The sequence below is a fragment of the Akkermansia muciniphila genome, from assembly GCF_900184965.1.
In the GTDB taxonomy this organism is placed as follows: domain Bacteria; phylum Verrucomicrobiota; class Verrucomicrobiia; order Verrucomicrobiales; family Akkermansiaceae; genus Akkermansia; species Akkermansia muciniphila_A.
In genome coordinates this window covers 88,855-109,170 of sequence record NZ_FXYA01000162.1, presented here as the reverse complement: position 1 = coordinate 109,170, position 20,316 = coordinate 88,855, and the positions used below count along the sequence as shown (strand labels likewise).

At 56.1% G+C, this 20,316-nt stretch carries 19 protein-coding genes and 1 other RNA gene; 14 read left to right on the top strand and 6 right to left on the bottom strand.

The window, feature by feature from the left end:
- Positions 1–98: 98 nt before the first annotated feature.
- The gene (gene gltX, locus CI070_RS04985) at positions 99–1,400 is read right to left on the bottom strand and encodes a glutamate--tRNA ligase (protein WP_094137128.1); all 1,302 of its coding nucleotides are present in this window, start codon (positions 1,398–1,400) and stop codon (positions 99–101) included.
- Between the two features lie 151 nt (positions 1,401–1,551).
- Between gltX and tatC the strand changes: the two genes are divergently transcribed.
- Positions 1,552–2,700: a twin-arginine translocase subunit TatC gene (gene tatC, locus CI070_RS04980; RefSeq protein WP_094137069.1), complete on the top strand. Its 1,149-nt coding sequence runs from the start codon at positions 1,552–1,554 to the stop codon at positions 2,698–2,700.
- A 24-nt stretch (positions 2,701–2,724) separates the two neighbouring features.
- On the top strand, positions 2,725–3,561 hold the full coding sequence (locus tag CI070_RS04975; RefSeq protein ID WP_094137068.1) for an undecaprenyl-diphosphate phosphatase: 837 nt from the start codon (positions 2,725–2,727) through the stop codon (positions 3,559–3,561).
- A 187-nt stretch (positions 3,562–3,748) separates the two neighbouring features.
- Here CI070_RS04975 and CI070_RS04970 read toward each other — a convergent pair whose 3' ends face one another.
- Positions 3,749–4,573 carry a hypothetical protein gene (locus CI070_RS04970; RefSeq protein ID WP_143245699.1) on the bottom strand — a complete coding sequence of 275 codons (825 nt, stop codon included), beginning with the start codon at positions 4,571–4,573 and terminating at the stop codon, positions 3,749–3,751.
- Between the two features lie 127 nt (positions 4,574–4,700).
- Between CI070_RS04970 and CI070_RS04965 the strand changes: the two genes are divergently transcribed.
- Positions 4,701–5,537 (top strand): hypothetical protein, encoded by an 837-nt coding sequence (locus CI070_RS04965; protein WP_143245698.1) that lies wholly within the window; start codon positions 4,701–4,703, stop codon positions 5,535–5,537.
- Positions 5,538–5,891 (top strand): YkgJ family cysteine cluster protein, encoded by a 354-nt coding sequence (locus CI070_RS04960; RefSeq protein WP_094137065.1) that lies wholly within the window; start codon positions 5,538–5,540, stop codon positions 5,889–5,891.
- Positions 5,892–5,975: 84 nt separating this feature from the next.
- Here CI070_RS04960 and aroA read toward each other — a convergent pair whose 3' ends face one another.
- Positions 5,976–7,283 (bottom strand): 3-phosphoshikimate 1-carboxyvinyltransferase, encoded by a 1,308-nt coding sequence (aroA, locus tag CI070_RS04955; protein ID WP_094137064.1) that lies wholly within the window; start codon positions 7,281–7,283, stop codon positions 5,976–5,978.
- A 357-nt stretch (positions 7,284–7,640) separates the two neighbouring features.
- On the opposite strand from aroA, the gene rnpB reads away from it, so the two are divergent.
- From rnpB to CI070_RS04930, 5 genes are all read left to right on the top strand, one after another.
- Positions 7,641–8,060, top strand: an RNA gene (gene rnpB, locus CI070_RS04950) — RNase P RNA component class A.
- 140 nt (positions 8,061–8,200) lie between these two features.
- On the top strand, positions 8,201–9,478 hold the full coding sequence (murA, locus tag CI070_RS04945; RefSeq protein WP_094137063.1) for a UDP-N-acetylglucosamine 1-carboxyvinyltransferase: 1,278 nt from the start codon (positions 8,201–8,203) through the stop codon (positions 9,476–9,478).
- An 81-nt stretch (positions 9,479–9,559) separates the two neighbouring features.
- A complete protein-coding gene (locus CI070_RS04940; RefSeq protein ID WP_012420924.1) occupies positions 9,560–9,829 on the top strand; it encodes an HU family DNA-binding protein in 270 nt (89 codons plus the stop codon).
- Positions 9,830–9,959: 130 nt separating this feature from the next.
- Entirely contained in the window at positions 9,960–11,045 is a 1,086-nt protein-coding gene (gene aroC / locus CI070_RS04935) for a chorismate synthase (RefSeq protein WP_094137062.1), read from the top strand.
- Between the two features lie 32 nt (positions 11,046–11,077).
- Positions 11,078–11,974 (top strand): hypothetical protein, encoded by an 897-nt coding sequence (locus CI070_RS04930; RefSeq protein WP_094137061.1) that lies wholly within the window; start codon positions 11,078–11,080, stop codon positions 11,972–11,974.
- 266 nt (positions 11,975–12,240) lie between these two features.
- Here the strand turns inward: CI070_RS04930 and CI070_RS04925 are convergent, their stop codons facing one another.
- Together CI070_RS04925 and CI070_RS04920 are read right to left on the bottom strand one after the other, a co-directional pair.
- Positions 12,241–12,720: a hypothetical protein gene (locus CI070_RS04925; RefSeq protein ID WP_094137060.1), complete on the bottom strand. Its 480-nt coding sequence runs from the start codon at positions 12,718–12,720 to the stop codon at positions 12,241–12,243.
- Positions 12,721–12,813: 93 nt separating this feature from the next.
- Positions 12,814–13,671 carry a metallophosphoesterase gene (locus CI070_RS04920; RefSeq protein ID WP_094137059.1) on the bottom strand — a complete coding sequence of 286 codons (858 nt, stop codon included), beginning with the start codon at positions 13,669–13,671 and terminating at the stop codon, positions 12,814–12,816.
- Positions 13,672–13,825: 154 nt separating this feature from the next.
- Between CI070_RS04920 and CI070_RS04915 the strand changes: the two genes are divergently transcribed.
- Positions 13,826–14,518, top strand: a complete 693-nt coding sequence (locus tag CI070_RS04915; protein ID WP_094137058.1) for an iron-sulfur cluster assembly scaffold protein — start codon at positions 13,826–13,828, stop codon at positions 14,516–14,518.
- Between the two features lie 45 nt (positions 14,519–14,563).
- Positions 14,564–15,571, top strand: a complete 1,008-nt coding sequence (locus CI070_RS04910) for a GGGtGRT protein (RefSeq protein ID WP_094137057.1) — start codon at positions 14,564–14,566, stop codon at positions 15,569–15,571.
- 108 nt (positions 15,572–15,679) lie between these two features.
- On the opposite strand, the gene CI070_RS04905 is transcribed toward CI070_RS04910, so the two are convergent.
- A complete protein-coding gene (locus tag CI070_RS04905) occupies positions 15,680–16,270 on the bottom strand; it encodes a hypothetical protein (RefSeq protein WP_143245697.1) in 591 nt (196 codons plus the stop codon).
- Positions 16,271–16,483: 213 nt separating this feature from the next.
- Between CI070_RS04905 and CI070_RS04900 the strand changes: the two genes are divergently transcribed.
- The 3 genes from CI070_RS04900 (at position 16,484) to CI070_RS04890 (ending at position 20,260) form a co-directional block, all read left to right on the top strand.
- Positions 16,484–17,578 (top strand): DNA adenine methylase, encoded by a 1,095-nt coding sequence (locus tag CI070_RS04900; RefSeq protein WP_094137055.1) that lies wholly within the window; start codon positions 16,484–16,486, stop codon positions 17,576–17,578.
- Between the two features lie 25 nt (positions 17,579–17,603).
- Entirely contained in the window at positions 17,604–18,491 is an 888-nt protein-coding gene (locus CI070_RS04895) for a tyrosine recombinase (RefSeq protein WP_094137054.1), read from the top strand.
- 488 nt (positions 18,492–18,979) lie between these two features.
- Positions 18,980–20,260 carry a hypothetical protein gene (locus CI070_RS04890; RefSeq protein ID WP_094137053.1) on the top strand — a complete coding sequence of 427 codons (1,281 nt, stop codon included), beginning with the start codon at positions 18,980–18,982 and terminating at the stop codon, positions 20,258–20,260.
- Positions 20,261–20,316 lie beyond the last annotated feature (56 nt).

The following is a 20,316-nucleotide window of genomic DNA, read 5'->3' as shown; positions in this document are numbered from 1 at the left end:
GGGCATTTTCCAAATTCCCGGGGAATGCCCCTTTGTAAACAGGAAACGCTCCGGAAATCCTCCGAAGCGTTTGAAGAGAAAGCTGATTCCTGCGGGAATCAGTTCAGAGAAAAGGAGCGGATTCTCTTTACGGTTTCCTCCCGGCCCAGCAGGGAAAAGACGGAGGAAAGATCCGGGCCTCCGCTTAACCCGGTGAGAGCCACCCGGGCAGGGAACATCACGGCTCCCATTTTGACGCCGTTTTCCTTGGCAAAGGCTTTCAGCACGCCGATGAGTTCATGTCCGTCCCATTCCGGTTCCTGTTCCAGCCTGTCAGCCAGTTTGGAAAGCAGTTCCAGCGCTTCCGGCTGAACCTTGGAGACAGCTTCCGGATCCATGTCCAGGTCAAAAAAGAAGCGGATTTTATCCGGAACTTCCGCCAGGGTCTGCACTTTCGTTTGCACGGTGGCGATGGCGGCGTCCAGAATCGGGGAATCCGGCAAACCGGATTTCAGACAGAAAGGCCGTGCCCGGAGAGCGAATTCTTCCGCAGGCAGGGCGATGATATGCTGCTGGTTGACCCAGCGGCATTTGGTGATGTCAAATTTGGCTGCGGAGTGGTTGACGGCTTCCAGAGAGAAGCGTTCGATCAGCTCCTGCGGGGAGAAGATTTCCGTATCGTCCTTGGGGGACCAGCCCAGCAGGGCCAGGAAGTTCATGACGCCTTCCGGCAGAAAGCCTTCTTCCGGGTAAGTTCCCAGGGCGGCGCCCACGTCGCGCTTGGACATTTTGGAGCCGTCCTGGTTCAAAATCAGCGGCATGTGGGCGAAAACCGGGGGGGTGACGCCGAAAGCCTCAAACAGCTGGATGTGCTTGGGCGTGTTCATGATGTGGTCTTCCCCGCGGATGACGTGGGTCATTTTCATCTCAATATCGTCCACCACGTTGACAAAGTGGAAGATGTAGGAACCGTCCGCACGGCGGATAGCCATGTCCGGCGTGTTGGAAGCGTCCCGGTAGTCAATGGTGATGTCTCCGCAAATCAGGTCATGGAAGGTGACGGGTTTGGAGCGGTCAAAGCGGAAACGCCAGGCTCCGCCGTCTTCGTACACGCGGCCGGCGTCCTGAAGCTTCTTGAAGTAGGCGTCGTAAATGTCGTTGCGCTGGCTTTGGAAATAGGGGCCGCAATCGCCGCCTTTCATGGGGCCCTCATCCCAGTCCAGCCCCAGCCATTCCATCCCGGTGAAGATTGCGCGGGTAGCCTCCTCCGTGTTGCGGGCGTTGTCCGTATCTTCAATGCGGAGGATGAAGGTTCCCCCCATCTTGCGGGCGAACAGCCAGTTGAACAGGGCGGTGCGGGCGCCCCCAATGTGAAGGTAGCCCGTGGGGGAAGGTGCGAATCTTGTTCTGACGTGACTCATGATGGGTAAGAGAGTAAGGGCCTGTCTGCCCGCGTCAAGCAGATACAGGGGGTGCATGCCAAAAAACGGGGGTGCGGAGGCAGTGGATTTTTTAGGACGTTGTCGGCCTTGCGGCTTGCCTGGAGAGGGTTTTTAGGCTTCATTTAACGCCGTGTTCTTTTTAAAACACATATTCCGTCTGCGGGAGAAGTGGCAGATTAAGAGGGAAGATGAGGAAAAGCCCTTTCTGGAGCATCTGGACGACCTGCGGACCATGCTGCTGAGGATGGCGCTGTGCCTGACCGTCAGCACGATTCTGTGTGCCGGGTTTGCGTCCAATCTGATGGATATCCTGAGACGCCCCGTCAACCAGGTGTGGGATATGTTTGAGGAATCCCATCTTCCGGCAGGGATTGGCCTGGAGGCCTGGGGTAAGGCCAAGGAAATGGCAACGGCCATGACGGGCCTGGGAGCTTCCCAGCGGGAATTGTTTCTCCGCCAGGTTTCCCCGTCCCAGGCAGATTTGACGGAGGCGGCCCTGGTGCTTCGCGGCGCGCAGCCGCTGCCGGAGGACAGGAAACAGATTTTCATCAGGGAAGGAAGCCCTTCCGCGTCCGTGCGGGATCTGGCGGAAGCCCTGTATGCCCAAGGAGCCGTTCTGGCGGACGGAACGGGGCGGGGGGCCCTCAAGATGATGAGCGCGTTCCAGCCAGGGGAGGCATTCATGCTGACCATCAAGCTTTCCCTGTATGCCGGGGTGGTGATTTCTTTCCCCCTTCTGCTGTACTTCCTGCTTCAATTCATCATTCCGGGATTGCTGGAACATGAACGCCACCTGTTGTATAAGTGCATGGCTGTCGGTTTCGGCCTGTTCCTGGCCGGGACGCTGTTTTGTTATTTCATTGTGCTTCCGCGGGTACTGGCGTTTTTCTACACTTATTCCCTGGAATTCGGCATTTCCAATGAATGGCGCATCGGTTATTATCTGTCCTTCGCCACGCAGATGATTTTGATGTTCGGCCTGGCTTTTGAACTGCCTGTGGTGGTGATGCCCTTCGTCAAGCTGGGAGTGCTGACCTATGATATGATGAAGTCCACGAGACGCTATGCCATTGTGGCTATCGCTATCCTGGCTGCGATCATCACCCCTACGCCGGACGTGGCCACCATGATGCTGATGGCCGTTCCCATGTATGCGCTGTATGAAATATGCATCATTCTCGCCTGGATGCATGAACGCAAGGAGGCCGCGCGCACCCGGGAGGAAATCGCCCGGTTTGAAGAAGATTTCAACAACAACAATTCTCCCTACAACCAGTAACTACATCCAACACGCATCAACATTATGAATCTTCTGGAAATTATTATTCTGGGTATTGTGGAAGGCCTGACCGAATACTTGCCGGTCAGCTCCACGGGGCATCTGCTCCTGACGGAATCCCTGTTGAACATGTCTCAGAGCAAGGAAGCCCTGGACGCCCTGGCCGTCTGCATCCAGGGGGGAGCCATCCTGGCGGTGCTGAGCCTGTATTTTCCCCGGGTAAAAACCATGGCGCAGGGCGTGCGCGGCAAGAACCCCGCCGGGCTGAAACTGCTGGTCAACATTATTCTGGCCTTTCTTCCGGCCGCCGTGGTGGGCCTGTGCTGCGCCTCCCTGATCAAGGAGTATCTGTTCAATACGTACACGGTGGCTTATTCATGGATCGTGGGGGGAGGCGTTATTCTGGCGTATTGCGCCTGGCGCGCCAGGGAGGGCCGTTCCAATGAAGGGAACTCCGGCGCTTCCATTGAAAGCCTGACGCCGGCCAAAGCGCTGACGGTGGGCGCGCTCCAGTGCGTGGCCATGATCCCCGGCACCAGCCGGAGCCTGATGACCATGCTGGGAGGCATGTTCGTGGGGTTGAGCGTGGAGGCGGCCGTGGAGTTCAGCTTTTTGCTGGGATTGATAACCCTGGGCGCAGCCACGGTCCATGATGCGTATAAGGACGGTGCGCTGATGCTTGAATCCTTCGGCTGGGAAGCTTTGGCCGTGGGAACGGCGGTCAGCTGGCTTTCCGCATGGCTGGCTGTAAAATGGATGGTATCCTATTTGCAAAGGCACAGTTTTTCCATATTCGGCTGGTACCGTATCGCCATTGGCATTGTGACCCTGGTCCTTCTGTCTATGGGACTGGTGCATTGAAAGACGTTTTCCGGCGTTTGAATGCCGGAAAACGCTTCTTCCCAGGCAAGGCGGATCCCCCCACAAGGAAACGGGTCTGGAACAATCCCGGAGAAGAATGACCGCTGTCTGGACAAAACCATGACGCAGGGCTATCTTGCATCCCCGGAGCAACACAGCCCTGCAATGAATGGCAGTTCAGGAAAGCTTATCTTCTGTGCGTTCCGTGGGAATGCCCGGGATTGGAAGGTTTAGGAGAAGGAGACGGACGGGATGGCGCAGATGAAGGGCGGGAGGACGGCCTGCCAGGTGCGTTGACGGAATGGGGCGGGGAAGAAGGCCTGGAAACGGAAGAGGGCCTGCCGGGACGGTTGACGCCGGAGTGTCCCGGATTGTGGGAGGAAGGCCTTGAAGCCGGCGGGGAGGAAGGTCGGCTGGGACGTCCGAAATCCGGTCTGGAGGGACGATTGACTTCCGGGCGGCTGATGCCGGGACGATTCGAGCCGCCGGGACGGGAAGGATGATTGGCGGAAGGGCGCGAAGGCCGTCCGGGCTGGTTGATTCCCGGATGGTGTACCGGAGGCCGATGAGAATTGCCGGGTTTTCCGACGTTCGGCCGCTGATTGGGCCGTACGGGGTGTGGGGCCGGCCTGTTGTTTCCCGGACGGAAGTGGTCGGGCCTGAACTGGGGTTTCATCGGCGGTCTTGCCATGGGCCGGCAATGGTGGGAACGGACATAATGCCCGCGGTAATAAGGAGCCGGCCCCCACGTGGGGATATAATAATTCGGACGAATCAGGTTGATGGAGTAAATGGGGCTTCCGAACGTGTCATAGGCATAGATGGGCCTTCCTCCATAATATCCGTAAATAGGATAGCCGGAGCTGTCATACATGTACGATACGCTGGAACCGCCGCTGCTGTAGGAGCCTGACACGCTGAAATGGTCATAATAAGGATCGTAGCAGCTGGACAAAGCACAGCCGATAGCGGCCGCCAGCAGTGAGTTTTTTAAGATAACGTATGCTTTCATGATGACGAAACGGGGTGAATTATCTTTTCCCTTCGCCTGAAAAGCGGCAAGGAAAAAGTACATTTGTTTAAAATTATTTTGCTTGGAAACGTGCTTCCTGTTGTCTTAGACTGCAAAAACGCTCTACGTGATGGGAATTCTCTTTCAAGATAAAACAGTCGGCTTGGCCCTGCTGTGTGATAACGCCCCTTATACGCTGGCCATGACTCTGGCTTCCTATGGCAGGTCCGGGCTGCTTGGCTATTTTGACAAAGCTTGCGCCGTTTTTCCGGAAAGCGCCGCCAAGGTGCGGGAGACGGCCCTTTCCCATGGACTTTCCGCGGTGGCCTCTCCGGTGGAAGGCGGTTTTATAGGGGCTCTCCATACGGCGGTCAACGCTCTTGATACGGATTACGTGCTGCTGGCGGAGGATGATTGCATGATCTGGGAGCATCTGCGCGGGGAAAATCTGGAAAAGCAGTTGAAACGGGCCTTGGAGCTGCTGATTTCCGGCCAGGCGGATATGGTGCGCCTGCGCCATGCATGGCGCGGTTGCACGCGTTACAAGGCCGCCTATACATATTCCTATTTTTATCCCGTGGAGCAGCTGGCTACCATGTGGGTGCATGCGGAAGGGTTGTCGGAAGCGCCTGACTGGATTAAAAGCATCCGGCGCTTTTTCCATCCTTTCCGCTCCAAGCGTTCGATAGGCCGCTGCGTTTATGTGGAGCAGAACCCGCATCTTCGCTTTCCCCAGTACATTACCAGGATTGATGAAGGCTATATCATTGACAGCGAGGTTTTCCAGTGGACCAATCAGCCTACGCTCATCGCGCGTTCCAGAATCAGGCAGATTCTGGCGGGGCTGGAGCAGGCTCCCGGCTCCATCGGGAAATTGCCGCAGGATTTTGAACATGCCGTCAATAGCCCGCGATGGAGGGATGCCCATATGAACATAGGCGTCATCAGCGGAATTTTCACTTAAATGCGTATGGAGGACGGAGGAAAAGCGGTGCGGTATGAATGCACCAGATGCGGCGCATGCTGCCGCTGGGCCGGGGATGTGTGCATTGAAGCGGATGAAATCCGCGAGATTTCCCGTTTCCTGCACATGGACGAACAGGTTTTTATTGACACATGCTGCCGGTTGAGAGCCAACCGGCGCGGATTGTCCATCAGGGACGCGGAGGACGGAGCCTGCATGATGCTGACGAAAGACGGCTGCCGGATCAATCCCGTTAAACCCCGCCAGTGCCGGGATTTTCCCAACAAATGGAATTTTCCCGGCTGGCGGGATTTATGCCGCGCCAGAGAAGTGGGGGAGGAAGGGAAAGTATAACGCTGCCGGAATGCCGCAAGATTCTTTTCCTGTTCCGGTATTATTCCATGAACAGGGTAAAATCCGGCTGGAATGTTGCGTTTTTTACAGGAACTGAGCCAGATCCCGTTCAAAACCGGGATAGGACGTATTGATGCATTCCGTATCCGTCACCACGGTTTCTCCCTGTGCGCTGAGCCCGGCCACCAGGAAACTCATGGCGATGCGGTGGTCCCCATAACTGGATAATTCCGTTCCTTTCAGTGGGGTGCCGCCGTGAACAACCATGCCGTCGTCAAATTCTTCCACATCCACGCCCATGAGCCGGAGATTGGCTGCCGTGGTGGCGATGCGGTCCGTTTCCTTGACGCGCAATTCGCGGGCGTTTCGGACGATGAAGTCTCCCCGGCCCAGGGCTCCCGCTACGGCCAGGATGGGTATCTCGTCAATGAGATTGGGGATTTCTTCCGGGAGGAGGCTGGTGCCGTGCAGGGAATCCGAGCCGTACACGGTAATATCTCCGTATGGTTCGCCGGCATCTGCCGGAGAAGTGGTCACAATGTCCATTCGTGCGCCCATCCTTTGCAGCGCGCTGATGACGGCGTTCCGCGTCTTGTTCAGCCCCACCTGGCGCAACGTCAGGCGGGAGCCCGGCCGGCCGGCGGCGGCCACCATCCAGAAAGCTGCGGAGGAAATATCTGCCGGGACTGTCAAATCATGGGCGACGGGGAGAGCCGGCCCGCAGGTTCCGACGGTCAGGCCGTCCACGGTGCAGGGAATGCCGAAATGACGGAACAGGCGTTCCGTGTGGTCGCGGGTGACGGCCGGCTGGCGCACGGTGGTGGCGCCGTCCGCAAACATGCCCGCCAGTAGAATGGCGCTTTTTACCTGGGCGCTTGCCATGGGAAGCGTGTAGGAAATCGGGTGCACCCGCCCGCCGTGAATGCTCAGCGGCGCACAGCCCGATTTGGTTCCCCTGGCCTCAATCCGCGCTCCCATTTGTTCCAGCGGCTGCATGATGCGGCCCATGGGGCGGGAACACAGGGAGGCGTCCCCAAACATTTCCGAATCAAAAGGGCAGGCGGCCAGCATCCCGGCCAGCAGTCTCATGCCCGTGCCGGAATTGCCGCAGTCAATGGGCCGTTCAGAGGCCTTGGGGCTCATGGCGACGCCCGTTATCCGGAAGCGTACTGGGCCATATCCCTGCCGTTCTTCCAGCACATCCACTTGGGCGCCCAGCTGCTCCATGGCGCGCAAGGTATTCAGGCAATCTTCACTGCATAGGAAATTATCCACTTCCGTCACTCCTTTCGCCAGGCCACCCAGAATGGCGGCGCGGTGGGAAATGCTTTTGTCTCCGGGTACGGTCAGTACCCCTTGCAGGGAGGGAATGGAATGGGAATGAAGGTTCATGAGCGTCCGGAAGAACTACCCTGTATCGGCTGCCGAATCAAGCCAATTACGAGGCGGACGGCCGCATCAGGGGGCTTCCCAGAATGGAGTTGATTTTCCGGAACGGTGGCGTATATTCATGTGCGTTATCGGCTGCATCCCCCTGAAAAGAAGGAGAGAGCTTTTCAGGATCAATGGATCAAGCTGGTTTTCATAGGTAGTAAGTTGGAGCGGCCACGGGAGCAGTCCTGTGGCCGCTTTACCTTGTTCAGGAAAGAGGGCGCCTGTTGGCTTGAAGAAGGAAGAAAGAAACAAAATGTTCTTCATGCCCGCTTTGGACTTTACCGCGAGCCGATGAAAGCGTATGTAGTCCCTGCCGATCAGGTTCGGGTGGTCGCTGTTCCGGTCTTCAGACCGGAGTAGAGGAAAGTCCGGACATCACAAGGCAGCGTGTCCCGTGAAAGCGGGAGACGGGAATCTCCCAAGGGTTCCCGGACGGAAAGTGCCACAGAAAACAAACCGCCCGGATGGGGTTCTCCCCCGTGCCGGGCAAGGGTGAAAAGGGGAGGTAAGAGCTCACCGCTCCGAGGGCGACCAAGGAGGCATGGTAAACCCCGCGCGATGCAAGACAAACAGGGGAAGGGTCGCCTGCCCGCCGGATCCCCGGGTATTAGTCGCATCCGTTTCGTGAAAACGAACGGGCGCGCGGAACGCCTGACCGCAGTCCGCGTGAGAAAAATGACCGCACAGCCGGCTCTGGCCGGCGGACAAAATCTGGCTTACAGAACCTGGTCGGTTCCTGTTTTATTTATCGTGCTGTTTTCATCCTCTCTTTTCCAGGGAAGAGAACCACTTGGAAATTGTCCCGTTCTGGGGGCTCTTTGGGGTTGCATGGGCGTGTCAAATGTGTAGAATCCGTCACTTAATTGCCACCCACTATGGAGAAGCTTGTCGTACATGGAGGTTTTACGCTGAGGGGAGCCGTCAATATCAGCGGTTCCAAAAATGCTTCCCTGCCTATTTTGGCCGCATCCCTGCTGACGGATGAGCCTGTAGTGGTGCGCCGTGTGCCGGATGTTTCCGATACCAATTTCATGGTGCAGATCATGGGCCAGCTGGGAGCCTCCGTGGAGCGGTCCAGTGGCAATGTGCGCGTGGAGGCCAGGAACCTGCATTCCGAAGCCGCTTATGAACAGGTGCGCAAGATGCGCGCCTCCATCTGCCTGATGGGGCCTTTGATGGCCCGCATGCAGCGGTGTGTGATTCCCCTGCCGGGCGGCTGTGTGATTGGCGACCGTCCTGTGGATTTGCATATCAGGGCCATCCAGGCATTGGGAGCGCAGGTGCAGATTGAGCGCGGCAACCTGATTATTGAAGCTCCCGGGGGATTGAAAGGAGCCACGGTGGATTTGCGCGGCGACCACGGCCCCACCGTTCTGGGAACGGACAATTTAATGATGGCCGCCGTATTGGCGAAAGGCACCACCGTTATTGAATCCGCAGCCTCCGAGCCGGAAGTGGTGGATCTGGCGAACTTCCTGATTAAGATGGGTGCCAATATTCAGGGTGCGGGAACGCGCCGGATCGTCATTGAGGGAGTGGAAAAGCTCCGCGGCTGCAACCATACCGTTATCCCGGACCGCATTGAGGCCGGCACCTTTATGGTGGCGGCGGCCATGATGGGGGATGGCGTGACCCTGCGGCGCGTCTGTGAGGAACATATGACCGTGGTGACGGATTTGCTCCGGAAATGCGGCCACCACGTGGAATTCAACGAACGGGGGGATACGGTCACCATCATTGCCGGGAAAACTCCCAAATGCGGAGAAATCAAGACAGCCCCGTATCCCGGCTACCCCACGGACATGCAGGCTCAGATGACGGCTCTCTTCGCCACGACGCCGGGCATTTCCGTGGTGAAGGACACCATTTTCCCGCAGCGTTTCATGCACTGCTCCGAACTCAAGCGCATGGGGGCGGACATCAAGGTGGACAACGGCACTGCCGTCATCTCCGGGGTGGAAACGCTCAGCGGCGCACCCGTCATGGCCTCCGACCTGCGGGCTTCCGCCGCCCTGGTGCTGGCAGCCCTGAAGGCGGAAGGCACCACGGAGATTCACCGCCTGTATCATATTGACCGGGGCTATGAAATGATTGATGAAAAACTCCTGGCAATCGGCGCCGCTGTGGAAAGATTGCCGGATGATGACAATTAACGCTGTTTTAAGTCCGGATTTTTCATCACACCACATTTTTTCTTTACTGTCAGAGTTCCATATGCTATTCACCGAAGTCCTATGAACAAGGCTCAACTGATTGAACTGATTCAAAGCAAGCTGGGTGCCGATACGACCAAGAAGCACGCTGAAGAAGCTCTGGCCGCTGTGCTGGAATCCATTAAGGAAGGCGTGAAAGAATCCGGCAAGGTGCAGATCATCGGCTTTGGTACGTTTGCTACCAAGACCCGTGAGGCCCGTACCGGCCGTAACCCGAAGACCGGCAACACGATCAATATCCCCGCCTCCAAGACGGTTGCTTTCAAGGCCTCTTCCGCCTTGAAGGACTAAGACGGCAATTGCTTTCTAAAGGAGCACTTTTCTTTCAGCACCCCGTCCTTTGCGGACCGGGGTGTTTTTTATGTCCCGCTGCGGATGCCGGCGACTTGACCGGATGAACGCCTCCGTCTAGAATGCCGCCATGTCCAGCAGCTTTGGTCAGGTGTTCAAGATTTCTACCTGGGGTGAATCCCATGGAACCGGGGTAGGCGTGGTGATTGACGGCTGTCCGTCTCTCGTTCCGGTGACGGAAGAAGACATTCAGCGGGAGCTGGACCGGCGCAGGCCGGGGCAGAGCGACATCGTAACCCCCCGCAAGGAAGAGGACCGCGCGGAAATCCTTTCCGGAGTGCTGGACGGCAAAACCCTGGGAACGCCTATAGCCGTCAGTGTCCGGAACAAGGACCATCGCTCCTCCGCCTATGACGAGATGGCCAGCACGTACCGGCCCTCCCATGCGGATTATACATACGACGCTAAATACGGTATTCGCGCCTGGGCGGGCGGCGGCCGGGCCTCCGCACGGGAAACTATCGGCCGCGTCGCAGCCGGAGCCGTGGCAAAAGCCGTCTTGAAGCAGGCTTTTCCCGATATGGAGGTTCTGGCCTGGGTGGACCAGGTTCACCATGTGAAAGCTTCCGTGGACTGGGGAGCCGTGACGGCTTCAGCCATTGAAAGCAATATCGTCCGTACGGCGGATCCCTCTGCGGCGGAAGCCATGATCGCCGCCATCAAGGAAGCCCGTGATTCCGGCAATTCCTTGGGCGGCGTGGTCAAATGCATGGTGCGCGGCTGTCCTCCCGGCCTGGGGGATCCCGTCTTTGACAAGCTGGACGCTACGCTTGCCCACGCCATGATGAGCATTCCCGCCACCAAGGCTTTCGCCGTGGGTTCCGGTTTTGAAGCGGCGGACATGACCGGCCTGGAACATAATGACCCTTTTTACATGCAGGGCGGCCGGGTGCGTACCGCCACCAACCACTCCGGCGGTATTCAGGGCGGCATCTCCAACGGAGAGGACATTCTGATGCGCATCGGCTTCAAGCCTACGGCCACCTTGATGATCGACCAGCAGACGGTCAACAGGGATGGGGAAGATGCCCGGCTCAAGGGCAGGGGACGGCATGACGCCTGCGTGCTGCCGCGCGCCGTGCCCATTGTGGAAGCCATGGCCTGGCTTTGCCTGTGCGACCACTACCTGCGCCAACGCTGCCAGCGGGCGCTGTAACAACCGGGTTCACGGCTTCTTTCCCGTTACTCATGGATTCCTCCCTCACATTTTACCTGGTTCTGGGCGCATTGCTGCTGGGCTTCATTGTGCTCGGCATGCTGAAGGGGATGATCAAGATGCTCCTGTTCGGCGCGGCAGTGCTCTCTTCCGTAGCCGCTTACTTCTGGTTATCCAAATATGGTTTCACCTATCTCTCTTTCATCACCAGTGACCCGCGGGAATGGATGGTCACCGTGCTGTCCGTCGGAGGCGCGGCGGCGGTCTTCTTTGTCTTTATGCACGGTCTCTTCTGGTTCAGCGATGTCTTTTCCTGGGGGAGGCGCATGGGTTTCGGGGGTGCCAAGGGAATCGTCACAACGGTACTGATGGCGGCAGTCGTATGCTGGGTGGGAGTCATGTGCATCTTCTTTTACGGCTCCATGGCGGAAATGACCCGCGCCCGTGAACTGGCCCTGTACCACATGGACCCCAACCGCACCATTTCCCTCCCTGCCATTTATTCCGTCAAGAAGTCCATCATGGACAATCCCCGCCTGAGCTGGCTGGAAAAGATATCTCCGGAGCACGATCCGGAACGGCTTTCCCTGGCAAAAATGATCGCCTATCTGGTGACGCTCCAGCCGGAGCTTTCTGACCAGCGGCGCGCTCAGCTGGACTGCTACATGCCCCGCTCCCGCATTACCAGCCGCGTGCTAAGCCTGAAAAGCCTGAGCGAAGACCCCGCCATCCGCCTTCTGGTGCAGAAGGGGGATATGCAGGGCCTTTACAACGATGTCAAGCTGACCCGCTTTCTGGAAGATCATGATGTCCGCTCCGTCCTGTCCCAACTGGATGTGGACCGTGTGCTGGGCTTCGTCACGGAAATTCGCCGGACGGCCCCAGCCGGGAATGAATACATTCCCGAAGCCACGCCAATTGAGGAATAAGCCCGGATTTTTTGTTCCGCCGGAATGGGTTTGTTCCTTTTATCCTCCTTTAATCCAAAATACAGGGGATTATCTTCCCTCCCGTGTCCGAACTGGAAAAAGAGAGTTCCGGCTTGTTTCTAGGAAAAAGCGCCTGTTCTGATGATTGGTCTGATAACGAAGCTTGATTAAATTAACTGCTCAGGCAAGGCAAAACAGCTGGACGACAGTTGAATTTTTCTTCCTTCAGGGCAGCTGGTTTTCCGGGATTTTTTCCGATATCTACACTAATTTTTTCTGATTATCAATGTGTTCGGATGCTGTGGAAAGGTGAAGCACCAGCCGAAAAGACGTGCAAAACGGTAGTACAGTCCCTTGCAGCGGGCATTTTGGCTGGTCATGATATCGTAAAAAGCCAGGTCAATCTGGCTTCTGGAAATGGGCGCTCCGTTCATTTTGGCGTGTAGCATGGCGTCGTGGAACAGGGAAGGGAGGAGCATATCCGGAGGGGTGGAACTACACGTGACGCCGTCCCAGCCATAGCCGGGAGTAATGCAGAAACGACCGCCCTCCGCCTGCATGCGTATGGATGAGTCATATGCGCTGACGGCCGTCCAGCGGCCAAAATCCGCTTTTTTTCTTCCGCTGGTCCAGCTGACGGCATTTTTAGTGATGTAGAAAGGCTTGTCTTCATAGATGGTTCCTTCATACCAGCCGGCCACGGGTACCGGAGCCGCAGCCGGAGTGGAGCAGGATTCCAGAAACATGGCTGCGCACATTGATGTGAACAATATGTAAATATTATGTGAATAAGAGATAAGGGGCATGAGGGGACGGCGCGTTATCCGGATAGTTGTTTCTTATTGAATTTCCAGCACGATGATTTCCGGAGGGCAGCAAAAGCGCAGGGGAAGAACGCTGCATCCCAGACCTCGGGTAATGAGGAAGGGGGTTCCGTTCAGCTGGGACCAGGGATAGGAAAATTGGACCTTCTCTCGTGAGATGTTTGCCAGGGGCCTGCCTCCGGGAAGGCATATCTGGCCTCCGTGGGTATGCGCGCTGATGACGGCGTCCGCCACGCCGGGAGCCAGCAGGGGGAAAATATCGGGTACATGTGAAAGAAGGATATGCGGAATATCCGGAGAAAAACGCAGTGGCAATTCCTCCTGCCTGATTCTCTGGTGATAGTCGTCCCTGACGGAGGAGAGCTGCAGCTCCCGCCCTCCGGGAAGGTGCAGCAGCAGGGAATCATTCCACATGGGCAGGATGCCCAGCCCGGCAAACATGTTGCGCCATAAGTCCCAGCCGTAATACTGGTCATGGTTGCCCTGCACGGCAAAAATGCCGAGAGGCGCTTTCAACATCTTGAAATATTCCCGGGCCGTTTCCGGGGCCATGCTGCTCTCCCGCGTGTGGCCGTTGGCGTAATCTCCCAGCAGGAAAATCATATCCGGCCGGGCTTCCATGATTGTTTCCATGTACCTGCGGGCCAGATCCCCGCCGTTTGGACGCAGATGAAAATCTCCGGCAATCACGATGCGGAGGGGCTGGCCTTCTTTTCCCTTCCACTGAGGCATCTCCATCACAGTCGTGACGGTTTCCACACGACTGGGTTCCACCTGCCATGCCCACATGAATAAGGAGAAGCCGATCATCAATACTGGGATAAGGATGATCGCCAATTTGTTGAGAAAGGGGCAGTGTGGGCGTGACTTCATGCAGGGCAGGACTCCTTACTGATTATGAGGCCTTTTACCCGCTTTTCAATCATTCGTGTTTGCTAATCGGGAATTTTGCTGGTATGATCCGTCCCGCTCAAGGTAGAGGCTGTCCGACGACTGCGGCTCTACTTCATATTAACATCCTAATACCATGCAGTTTACACACGAAATCGAACAAATGTGTTGCGTCAAGAAAGGCTGCAACCATGGTCCGGCCCCTATCCCGCAGGAAGGCAACTGGACGCAATCCAGGGAAATCACGGATATCTCCGGCCTGACCCACGGCGTGGGCTGGTGCGCTCCCCAGCAGGGCACTTGCAAACTGACGCTGAATGTCAAAAACGGCATTATTGAAGAAGCACTTGTGGAAACCAGCGGTTGCTCCGGCATGACCCACTCCGCCGCTATGGCTGCGGAAATCCTGCCCGGCAAGACCTTACTGGAAGCAATGAACACGGACCTCGTGTGCGACGCCATCAACACCGCCATGCGCGAACTGTTCCTGCAGATCGTGTACGGCCGCACCCAGAGCGCCTTCTCTGAAGGAGGGCTTCCCATCGGCGCCGGTCTTGAAGACCTCGGCAAGGGGCTCCGCTCCCAGATCGGCACTCTGTACGGCACCCGCGCCAAGGGGCCCCGTTATCTGGAAATGGCTGAAGGCTACATTACCAAGCTTGCCCTGGATGAAGACGGTGAAATCATCGGCTACGAATTTGTGCGCATGGGGCCGATGATGGAAATGATCAAGAAGGGCGTGGACGCCAACGAAGCCGTCGCCAAATGCACGGGCAACTACGGTCGTTTCGACGAGGCCGCCAAGTACATCGATCCTCGTCACGAATGAGATTGAATTAAAAAGAGTATCTTAACTTCAAGCACTATTACTATTATGCCTCTTTTCGAATCCTACGACCGCCGCATCAAGCAGATCAATGAAGCCCTGGCCAAATACGGCATCAGCTCCATTGAAGAAGCGGAACAACTCTGCCTTTCCAAGGGAATCAACCCCCGTGAAATTGTGAACGGCATTCAGCCCATCGCGTTTGAAAACGCCGGCTGGGCCTATGTGGTGGGAGCCGCCATCGCCATTAAGAAGGGCTGCACGAAAGCCGCCGACGCCGCTGAAGCCATCGGAGAAGGCCTTCAGTCCTTCTGCATTCCCGGTTCCGTTGCGGATGAACGCAAGGTGGGCCTGGGCCACGGCAACCTGGCCGCCATGCTCCTGCGCGATGAAACGGAATGCTTCTGCTTCCTGGCCGGGCACGAATCCTTTGCCGCCGCTGAAGGCGCCATCGGCATTGCCAAGTCCGCCAATCGCGTCCGCAAGCAGGATCTCCGCGTCTGCCTGAACGGCCTCGGCAAGGATGCCGCGTACATCATCTCCCGCATCAACGGGTTTACATATGTGCAAACCAAGTTCGACTACGCCACGGGCAAGCTGAACATCATCCAGGAGAAAGCTTTCTCCAAGGGCCCCAAGGCCGCCGTGCGCGTGTATGGCTGCGATGATGTGCGCGAAGGCGTGGCTGTCATGTGGAATGAAGGCGTGGACGTTTCCATTACCGGGAACTCCACCAACCCCACCCGCTTCCAGCACCCGGTAGCCGGCACCTACAAGAAGGAATGCAATGAGAAGGGCAAAAAATACTTCTCCGTGGCTTCCGGCGGCGGTACGGGCCGTACCCTGCACCCGGACAACATGGCTGCCGGTCCCGCTTCCTACGGCATGACTGACACCATGGGCCGCATGCACTCCGACGCCCAGTTCGCCGGTTCTTCCTCCGTGCCCGCCCATGTGGAAATGATGGGCCTCATCGGCATGGGCAACAACCCGATGGTCGGCGCTTCCGTAGCGGTGGCCGTGGCTGTTGAAGAAGCCGCCAAGCAGAACGCCTGAGCGCGCAGCTGATCAAAAATCGCAGAGCCGCTTTCCCAAACCGGGAAAGCGGCTCTTTTAGCAGTTGAAAAAAGGAGATAGGCCTATTCCTGCCTTTTTGTTTCCGCATCAGCTTCCGATACGGAATCTGCTGGCCCGGTCTGTTCGGGGAGGCAGCCCGCGCGAAGGAACGGATCTTCTGGAAATGGATTCCGGCCTGGAAGCTGCCGGCTTGACGGAGCGGATTTCCGGACGGGAAGAAGAAGCGGGAGCAACCGTTTTTTCCGGTTGCGTTCCGTGGGAAGACGGGAGAACAGGAACGGTTCCGACAACCGTTTTTTGCCGTTCATGGGCCTTATAGGCGCGTTGCAGGGTGAAATCCCTCTGTTCTCCCGGTCGCAGAGAATAATCCGCCTTTTGGGGAGTTCCGGCTTTTTGCGCCAGAGGTTCCACGCGTCGCTGCAGCTGCGCGGCGGCATCCAGTTTGCCGTCCACCCATTCCGGATTCCATTCAGGCTCGGATGCTTTCAGGGACTGGAGCAACTGAGCCGCTTTCTTGCCGCTTTCCAGGGCGGCCTTATAATCTCCCTCCTTCTCCTGCCGTGCCGCGCGCATCAGGGAAAGGTTGGCTTCGTAAAAAGCGTCTCCGGGATCGCCAAGGGCCGTTGCTGCCGCCAGGAACATGCAGAGCAGGGAACAGGGTAGAAGATGTCTTTTCATGATTGTTGGCACGATAACATGATTCTCCGTTTTGGAAAGGCCTTTCTTCCGGCATGTTTTGCGCAGGGCAGAACCCCGTTTCCCTTGCGGAGAAGAGGAAATGTTCTCCATTCCGAACCCCGGCACAACTTGACGGAAAGGCGGGAGTGCCGTATGATGGTTTAGACCTGCTATATGACCCGGAACGCGCCATCATCCCTTCCAGCTCCGCAGATGGAGGAAGATCCCAGATTCCTGACGGAACAAATTGTAACGTATCTGGGCAATAAGCGTTCCCTGCTTCATTTCCTGGGAACGGGATTGGAACAGGTGAAAAAACGCCTGGGTAAGGAACGGCTGAAAGCAGGGGATCTTTTTTCCGGCAGCGGCATTGTGGCGCGTTTTCTGAAACAGCATTCGGAAGAGTTGATCGTCAATGATCTGGAGGAATACAGCCGGATCGTCAATACCTGTTACCTGAGCAATGCGGAGGAAGTGGAGAATCTGGAGCTGGACAGGCATTACAGACGCCTGCTGCGGTATATGGAAACGCATGAATCCCCTGGCTTCATCACGGAACTGTACGCCCCCAGAAATCCGGACTGCATCACGGCGGATGACCGCGTTTTTTATACGCGCCGCAACGCCGTGTACCTGGATACGGCGAGGCAGACCATCAATTTGCTTCCGGCAGAAGTCAGGCCCTATTTTATCGCGCCTCTTCTGGCGGAAGCTTCCATTCACACAAACACATCCGGCGTATTCAAAGGCTTTTACAAAGACAGGAACGGAATCGGCAAATTCGGGGGAACGGGAGGCAACGCCCTTTCCCGCATTCTGGGAGACATTTCGTTGCCGTTTCCCGTGTTTTCCCGGTTTGACTGCCGGTATTCCATCCATTGCCGCGACGCCAATGAATTGGCTGCCGAGCTGCCGGAAATGGATGTGGTGTATCTGGACCCTCCCTATAACCAGCATCCGTACGGGTCCAATTATTTCATGCTGAATTTGCTGTCTTCTTATGAAAAGCCGGAGGAAACCAGCCGGGTTTCCGGCATCCCCGCAGATTGGAAACGCTCCACGTACAACAGCCGCCAGCATGCTCCGGAGGCCCTGTTCCGTCTGTTGGAGGATTGTCCGTCCAAATTTATTTTACTTTCCTACAGTTCTGAGGGGTTTATTAACTATGAGGAAATGACCGGTTTCCTCGGACGGCTGGGCCGTACCGTTACGCTGGAAACGCCGTACGCCGCATTCCGGGGCAGCCGGAATTTCAGAAACCGTCCTCAGAACGTGACGGAATTCCTGTTCCTGGTGGAACGGTTCTAACAAATGACAGGAAAGGCAAGCCTCCATGCAGACCCATTTGGAACGCTTCATCCGTTTTCTGGCCGCGGAGAAAGGCTTGAGTACCGCCTACCAGCTTTCCGTGAGGCAGACGCTGGAGGAATTCGCCCGGTTTCTGGAAACGGAAGATACTGGTCTTGCCCAAGCGGGCATCGATACGCTTTCGGCATTTCTGCGGCATTTGCAGGACCGGGGGATAGCCCGCAGCTCCATGCGGGTGGAAATGGTGCATTTGCGTATTTTTTTCCGGTGGCTGGCCGGAACGGGAATATTGGAAAAAGATCCTTCCGCATTTCTGGAAATGCCCCGGCAGGGGCTGTCGCTTCCCCATGTGCTGGATCAGAAAACCGTCTCAAATCTTCTTGAAAGCATTGATGTTCAAGATATTCCTCTAGGGTGTAGAGACAGGGCCCTCCTGGAAATGATCTACGCTTGCGGGATGCGTGTTAGCGAAATAATCAACTGCAAATTAGAGAGTTTTGATAAAGATGAAGCTTTTGTCCGCGTGCTGGGGAAGGGGGATAAAACCCGGCTGGTGCCCATAGGGAGGTCCGCCTTGGATGCTTTGCAAATGTATTTGGAAAAAGGAAGACCCAAACTGGTCAGGACGGGAACGAAAAACCATATCTTCCTGACGGTACGCGGCCGTCCGTTGACAAGGGAGCGGGTCCGCCAAATTCTCCGGGAACGCGCCAGAGCCGCAGGACTGGAACAGCATGTTTTCCCGCACATCCTGCGTCATTCCTTTGCCACGCATCTTCTGGAAAACGGAGCGGATCTGCGCATTATTCAGGAGATGCTGGGCCATGCCGATATTTCCACCACCCAGATCTATACGCATTTGGAGCAGCAGCGGCTGAATTCGATTCATCACCGTTTTCATCCCAGAGGATAGGAACGCTATTTCTTCCTTATTTCCATGCCACGTTTTTTCGCATTCTTCCAATCACATCATAATCATTTAACTATTAATGGACGGAGAATTATTTTACCGGCATTATATTTTGCATTACATATATTATGCGAAGTATAAATACAGAGAGAAATATATGTCCCACTTGCTCCGGTTATGTGTGAAAGAACAATCCCGTCTCCGGAAGCCCCCGTTTGACGCATCCCCAAAAAAGATGGCAGGAAATAAGATTCCCTGCTTATCAAGGATGTTACCAGATTCATATTCCGAGGACTTTTTTTACTCGTAAATCCGGGTGTGGAACGAATGACCCGCTACCTGTTCTGTTCTGAATGGAAATCATTCATCCATTACTCATTTTTGTTCCACTTCGGCTTATCCTTTTTTCTACCTGAAAAAACATTGAGGCGAATCTTTCCCTCCGCTTCTCTCTTGCCAGATCACCTTTCATCCTTCATAATAAAAAAAGCATGAATACTTTCGTTTCTCTTTGCCTGGTCGGGAGCCTCAGTCTGGGTTCCTTTTGTTATGCTCAGTACATGGATAACGATGCCAAGAAGAAGGTAATCAAGGATTTGGATAATCTGCTCGCTCTGAACAGGTCTGCAGAAACCAAGGTAATCAATGCCGCTATCAGCAAACTGAACTCCGCCGGCAGGGATCCCGGTGCCGCATATGACCTGCTGATCCAGTCCAAGAAGTTTCTGATGGAAACGGAAAAGGAGAAGGACAAGAGCCAGGGGAAGAGCGCCAAAATCGCCTCCAATTCCATGAAGGACTGGATGGATCGTGAAGCGAAGAAGTACCAGGATAAAAATGCCCGTAAAGGATTAATGCTTCAATATCAATGGGGAGTTCTCGTCCTCAAGGCTCGTCTTAAGGAAAATTTAATGAACGCCACCTCCCATTCCACCGGAGGGACAGCGGAGGAAACCCTGGACGTTACGGAGTTCCAGAAGCCGGCCATGGATTTGCTGAATGCCTACCTGTCCGCCTGCTCCGACCCTGATTTTATCGACCCTTCCTCTTCTAAAAATAATAATGGAGCAGCCGGAAGAGCCGGCGCCCGTATTGCGGAACAATCCGTCCTGAATACGGAAGTGGGTGAGGCCCTGGGCATCAGCAGCATGTCTTCCAAGGCTTTCCCGGATTCCATGAAAAACCGGGATGAAATTTTTGACAAGCTGTTTTTCACCGGATACCGGAAGACCCGCAACCTTCCCGCCCTCAGGCAGGCATGGAACAAGAGAATTTCCATGGAAGTGGCTCTGGGAAAAATCAGCCATGCCATTTCCTCCGGCAAGAAGTCCGGCATGCAGGGCCGCATCGCCAATGCGTCCGAAGACGAATTTGATGATCAGGGAGCCGCCGTTCTGGATCGGCTGCGCTGGCGTTGCGAACTGGATTGCTTCGACTTGGGAGACCAGGCAAACGCCACGAGGAATATGATGACGCTCATCCGAACGACGGTGGATCCCGTGCGCCGGGAACAGGGTATCCGCACCCTCCGGGATAAACTGGTTCAGAGCATGAAGAGCATGATGGATTCTCCGGAAGAAGGAAGCATGGCTGACAGTTCCGCTTTATCCCCTGCTCCGCGCCCTGCCGTGCGCGCGCCCAAAAAGAAGACTCCCTCCACCACGATCACGACCAGCCGTGAAATGGATGATCCCGGCGCCATTGGAACGGGTGCGCCGTCACCGCCCAAACCGGATCCAACCAGGAGCGACGATTTTTTTGAAGACGTTTGACGTTCTTCAGACAAAGATGCTGCCCGAACGGCGGTTTCCCTGTTCATGGAATGCAC

Excerpts from the sequence above, each read along its gene's own strand:
- murA (WP_094137063.1), top strand. The coding sequence starts at position 8,201 with ATGGAGAAGCTTGTCGTACATGGAGGTTTTACGCTGAGGGGAGCCGTC.
- CI070_RS04925 (WP_094137060.1), bottom strand. The coding sequence starts at position 12,720 with ATGTTTCTGGAATCCTGCTCCACTCCGGCTGCGGCTCCGGTACCCGTG.
- CI070_RS04890 (WP_094137053.1), top strand. The coding sequence starts at position 18,980 with ATGAATACTTTCGTTTCTCTTTGCCTGGTCGGGAGCCTCAGTCTGGGT.
- CI070_RS04900 (WP_094137055.1), top strand. The coding sequence starts at position 16,484 with ATGGAGGAAGATCCCAGATTCCTGACGGAACAAATTGTAACGTATCTG.
- aroA (WP_094137064.1), bottom strand. The coding sequence starts at position 7,283 with ATGAACCTTCATTCCCATTCCATTCCCTCCCTGCAAGGGGTACTGACC.
- aroC (WP_094137062.1), top strand. The coding sequence starts at position 9,960 with ATGTCCAGCAGCTTTGGTCAGGTGTTCAAGATTTCTACCTGGGGTGAA.
- CI070_RS04905 (WP_143245697.1), bottom strand. The coding sequence starts at position 16,270 with ATGAAAAGACATCTTCTACCCTGTTCCCTGCTCTGCATGTTCCTGGCG.
- CI070_RS04960 (WP_094137065.1), top strand. The coding sequence starts at position 5,538 with ATGCGTATGGAGGACGGAGGAAAAGCGGTGCGGTATGAATGCACCAGA.
- CI070_RS04910 (WP_094137057.1), top strand. The coding sequence starts at position 14,564 with ATGCCTCTTTTCGAATCCTACGACCGCCGCATCAAGCAGATCAATGAA.
- CI070_RS04915 (WP_094137058.1), top strand. The coding sequence starts at position 13,826 with ATGCAGTTTACACACGAAATCGAACAAATGTGTTGCGTCAAGAAAGGC.
- gltX (WP_094137128.1), bottom strand. The coding sequence starts at position 1,400 with ATGAGTCACGTCAGAACAAGATTCGCACCTTCCCCCACGGGCTACCTT.
- CI070_RS04970 (WP_143245699.1), bottom strand. The coding sequence starts at position 4,573 with ATGAAAGCATACGTTATCTTAAAAAACTCACTGCTGGCGGCCGCTATC.
- CI070_RS04975 (WP_094137068.1), top strand. The coding sequence starts at position 2,725 with ATGAATCTTCTGGAAATTATTATTCTGGGTATTGTGGAAGGCCTGACC.
- CI070_RS04920 (WP_094137059.1), bottom strand. The coding sequence starts at position 13,671 with ATGAAGTCACGCCCACACTGCCCCTTTCTCAACAAATTGGCGATCATC.
- CI070_RS04895 (WP_094137054.1), top strand. The coding sequence starts at position 17,604 with ATGCAGACCCATTTGGAACGCTTCATCCGTTTTCTGGCCGCGGAGAAA.
- CI070_RS04930 (WP_094137061.1), top strand. The coding sequence starts at position 11,078 with ATGGATTCCTCCCTCACATTTTACCTGGTTCTGGGCGCATTGCTGCTG.
- CI070_RS04940 (WP_012420924.1), top strand. The coding sequence starts at position 9,560 with ATGAACAAGGCTCAACTGATTGAACTGATTCAAAGCAAGCTGGGTGCC.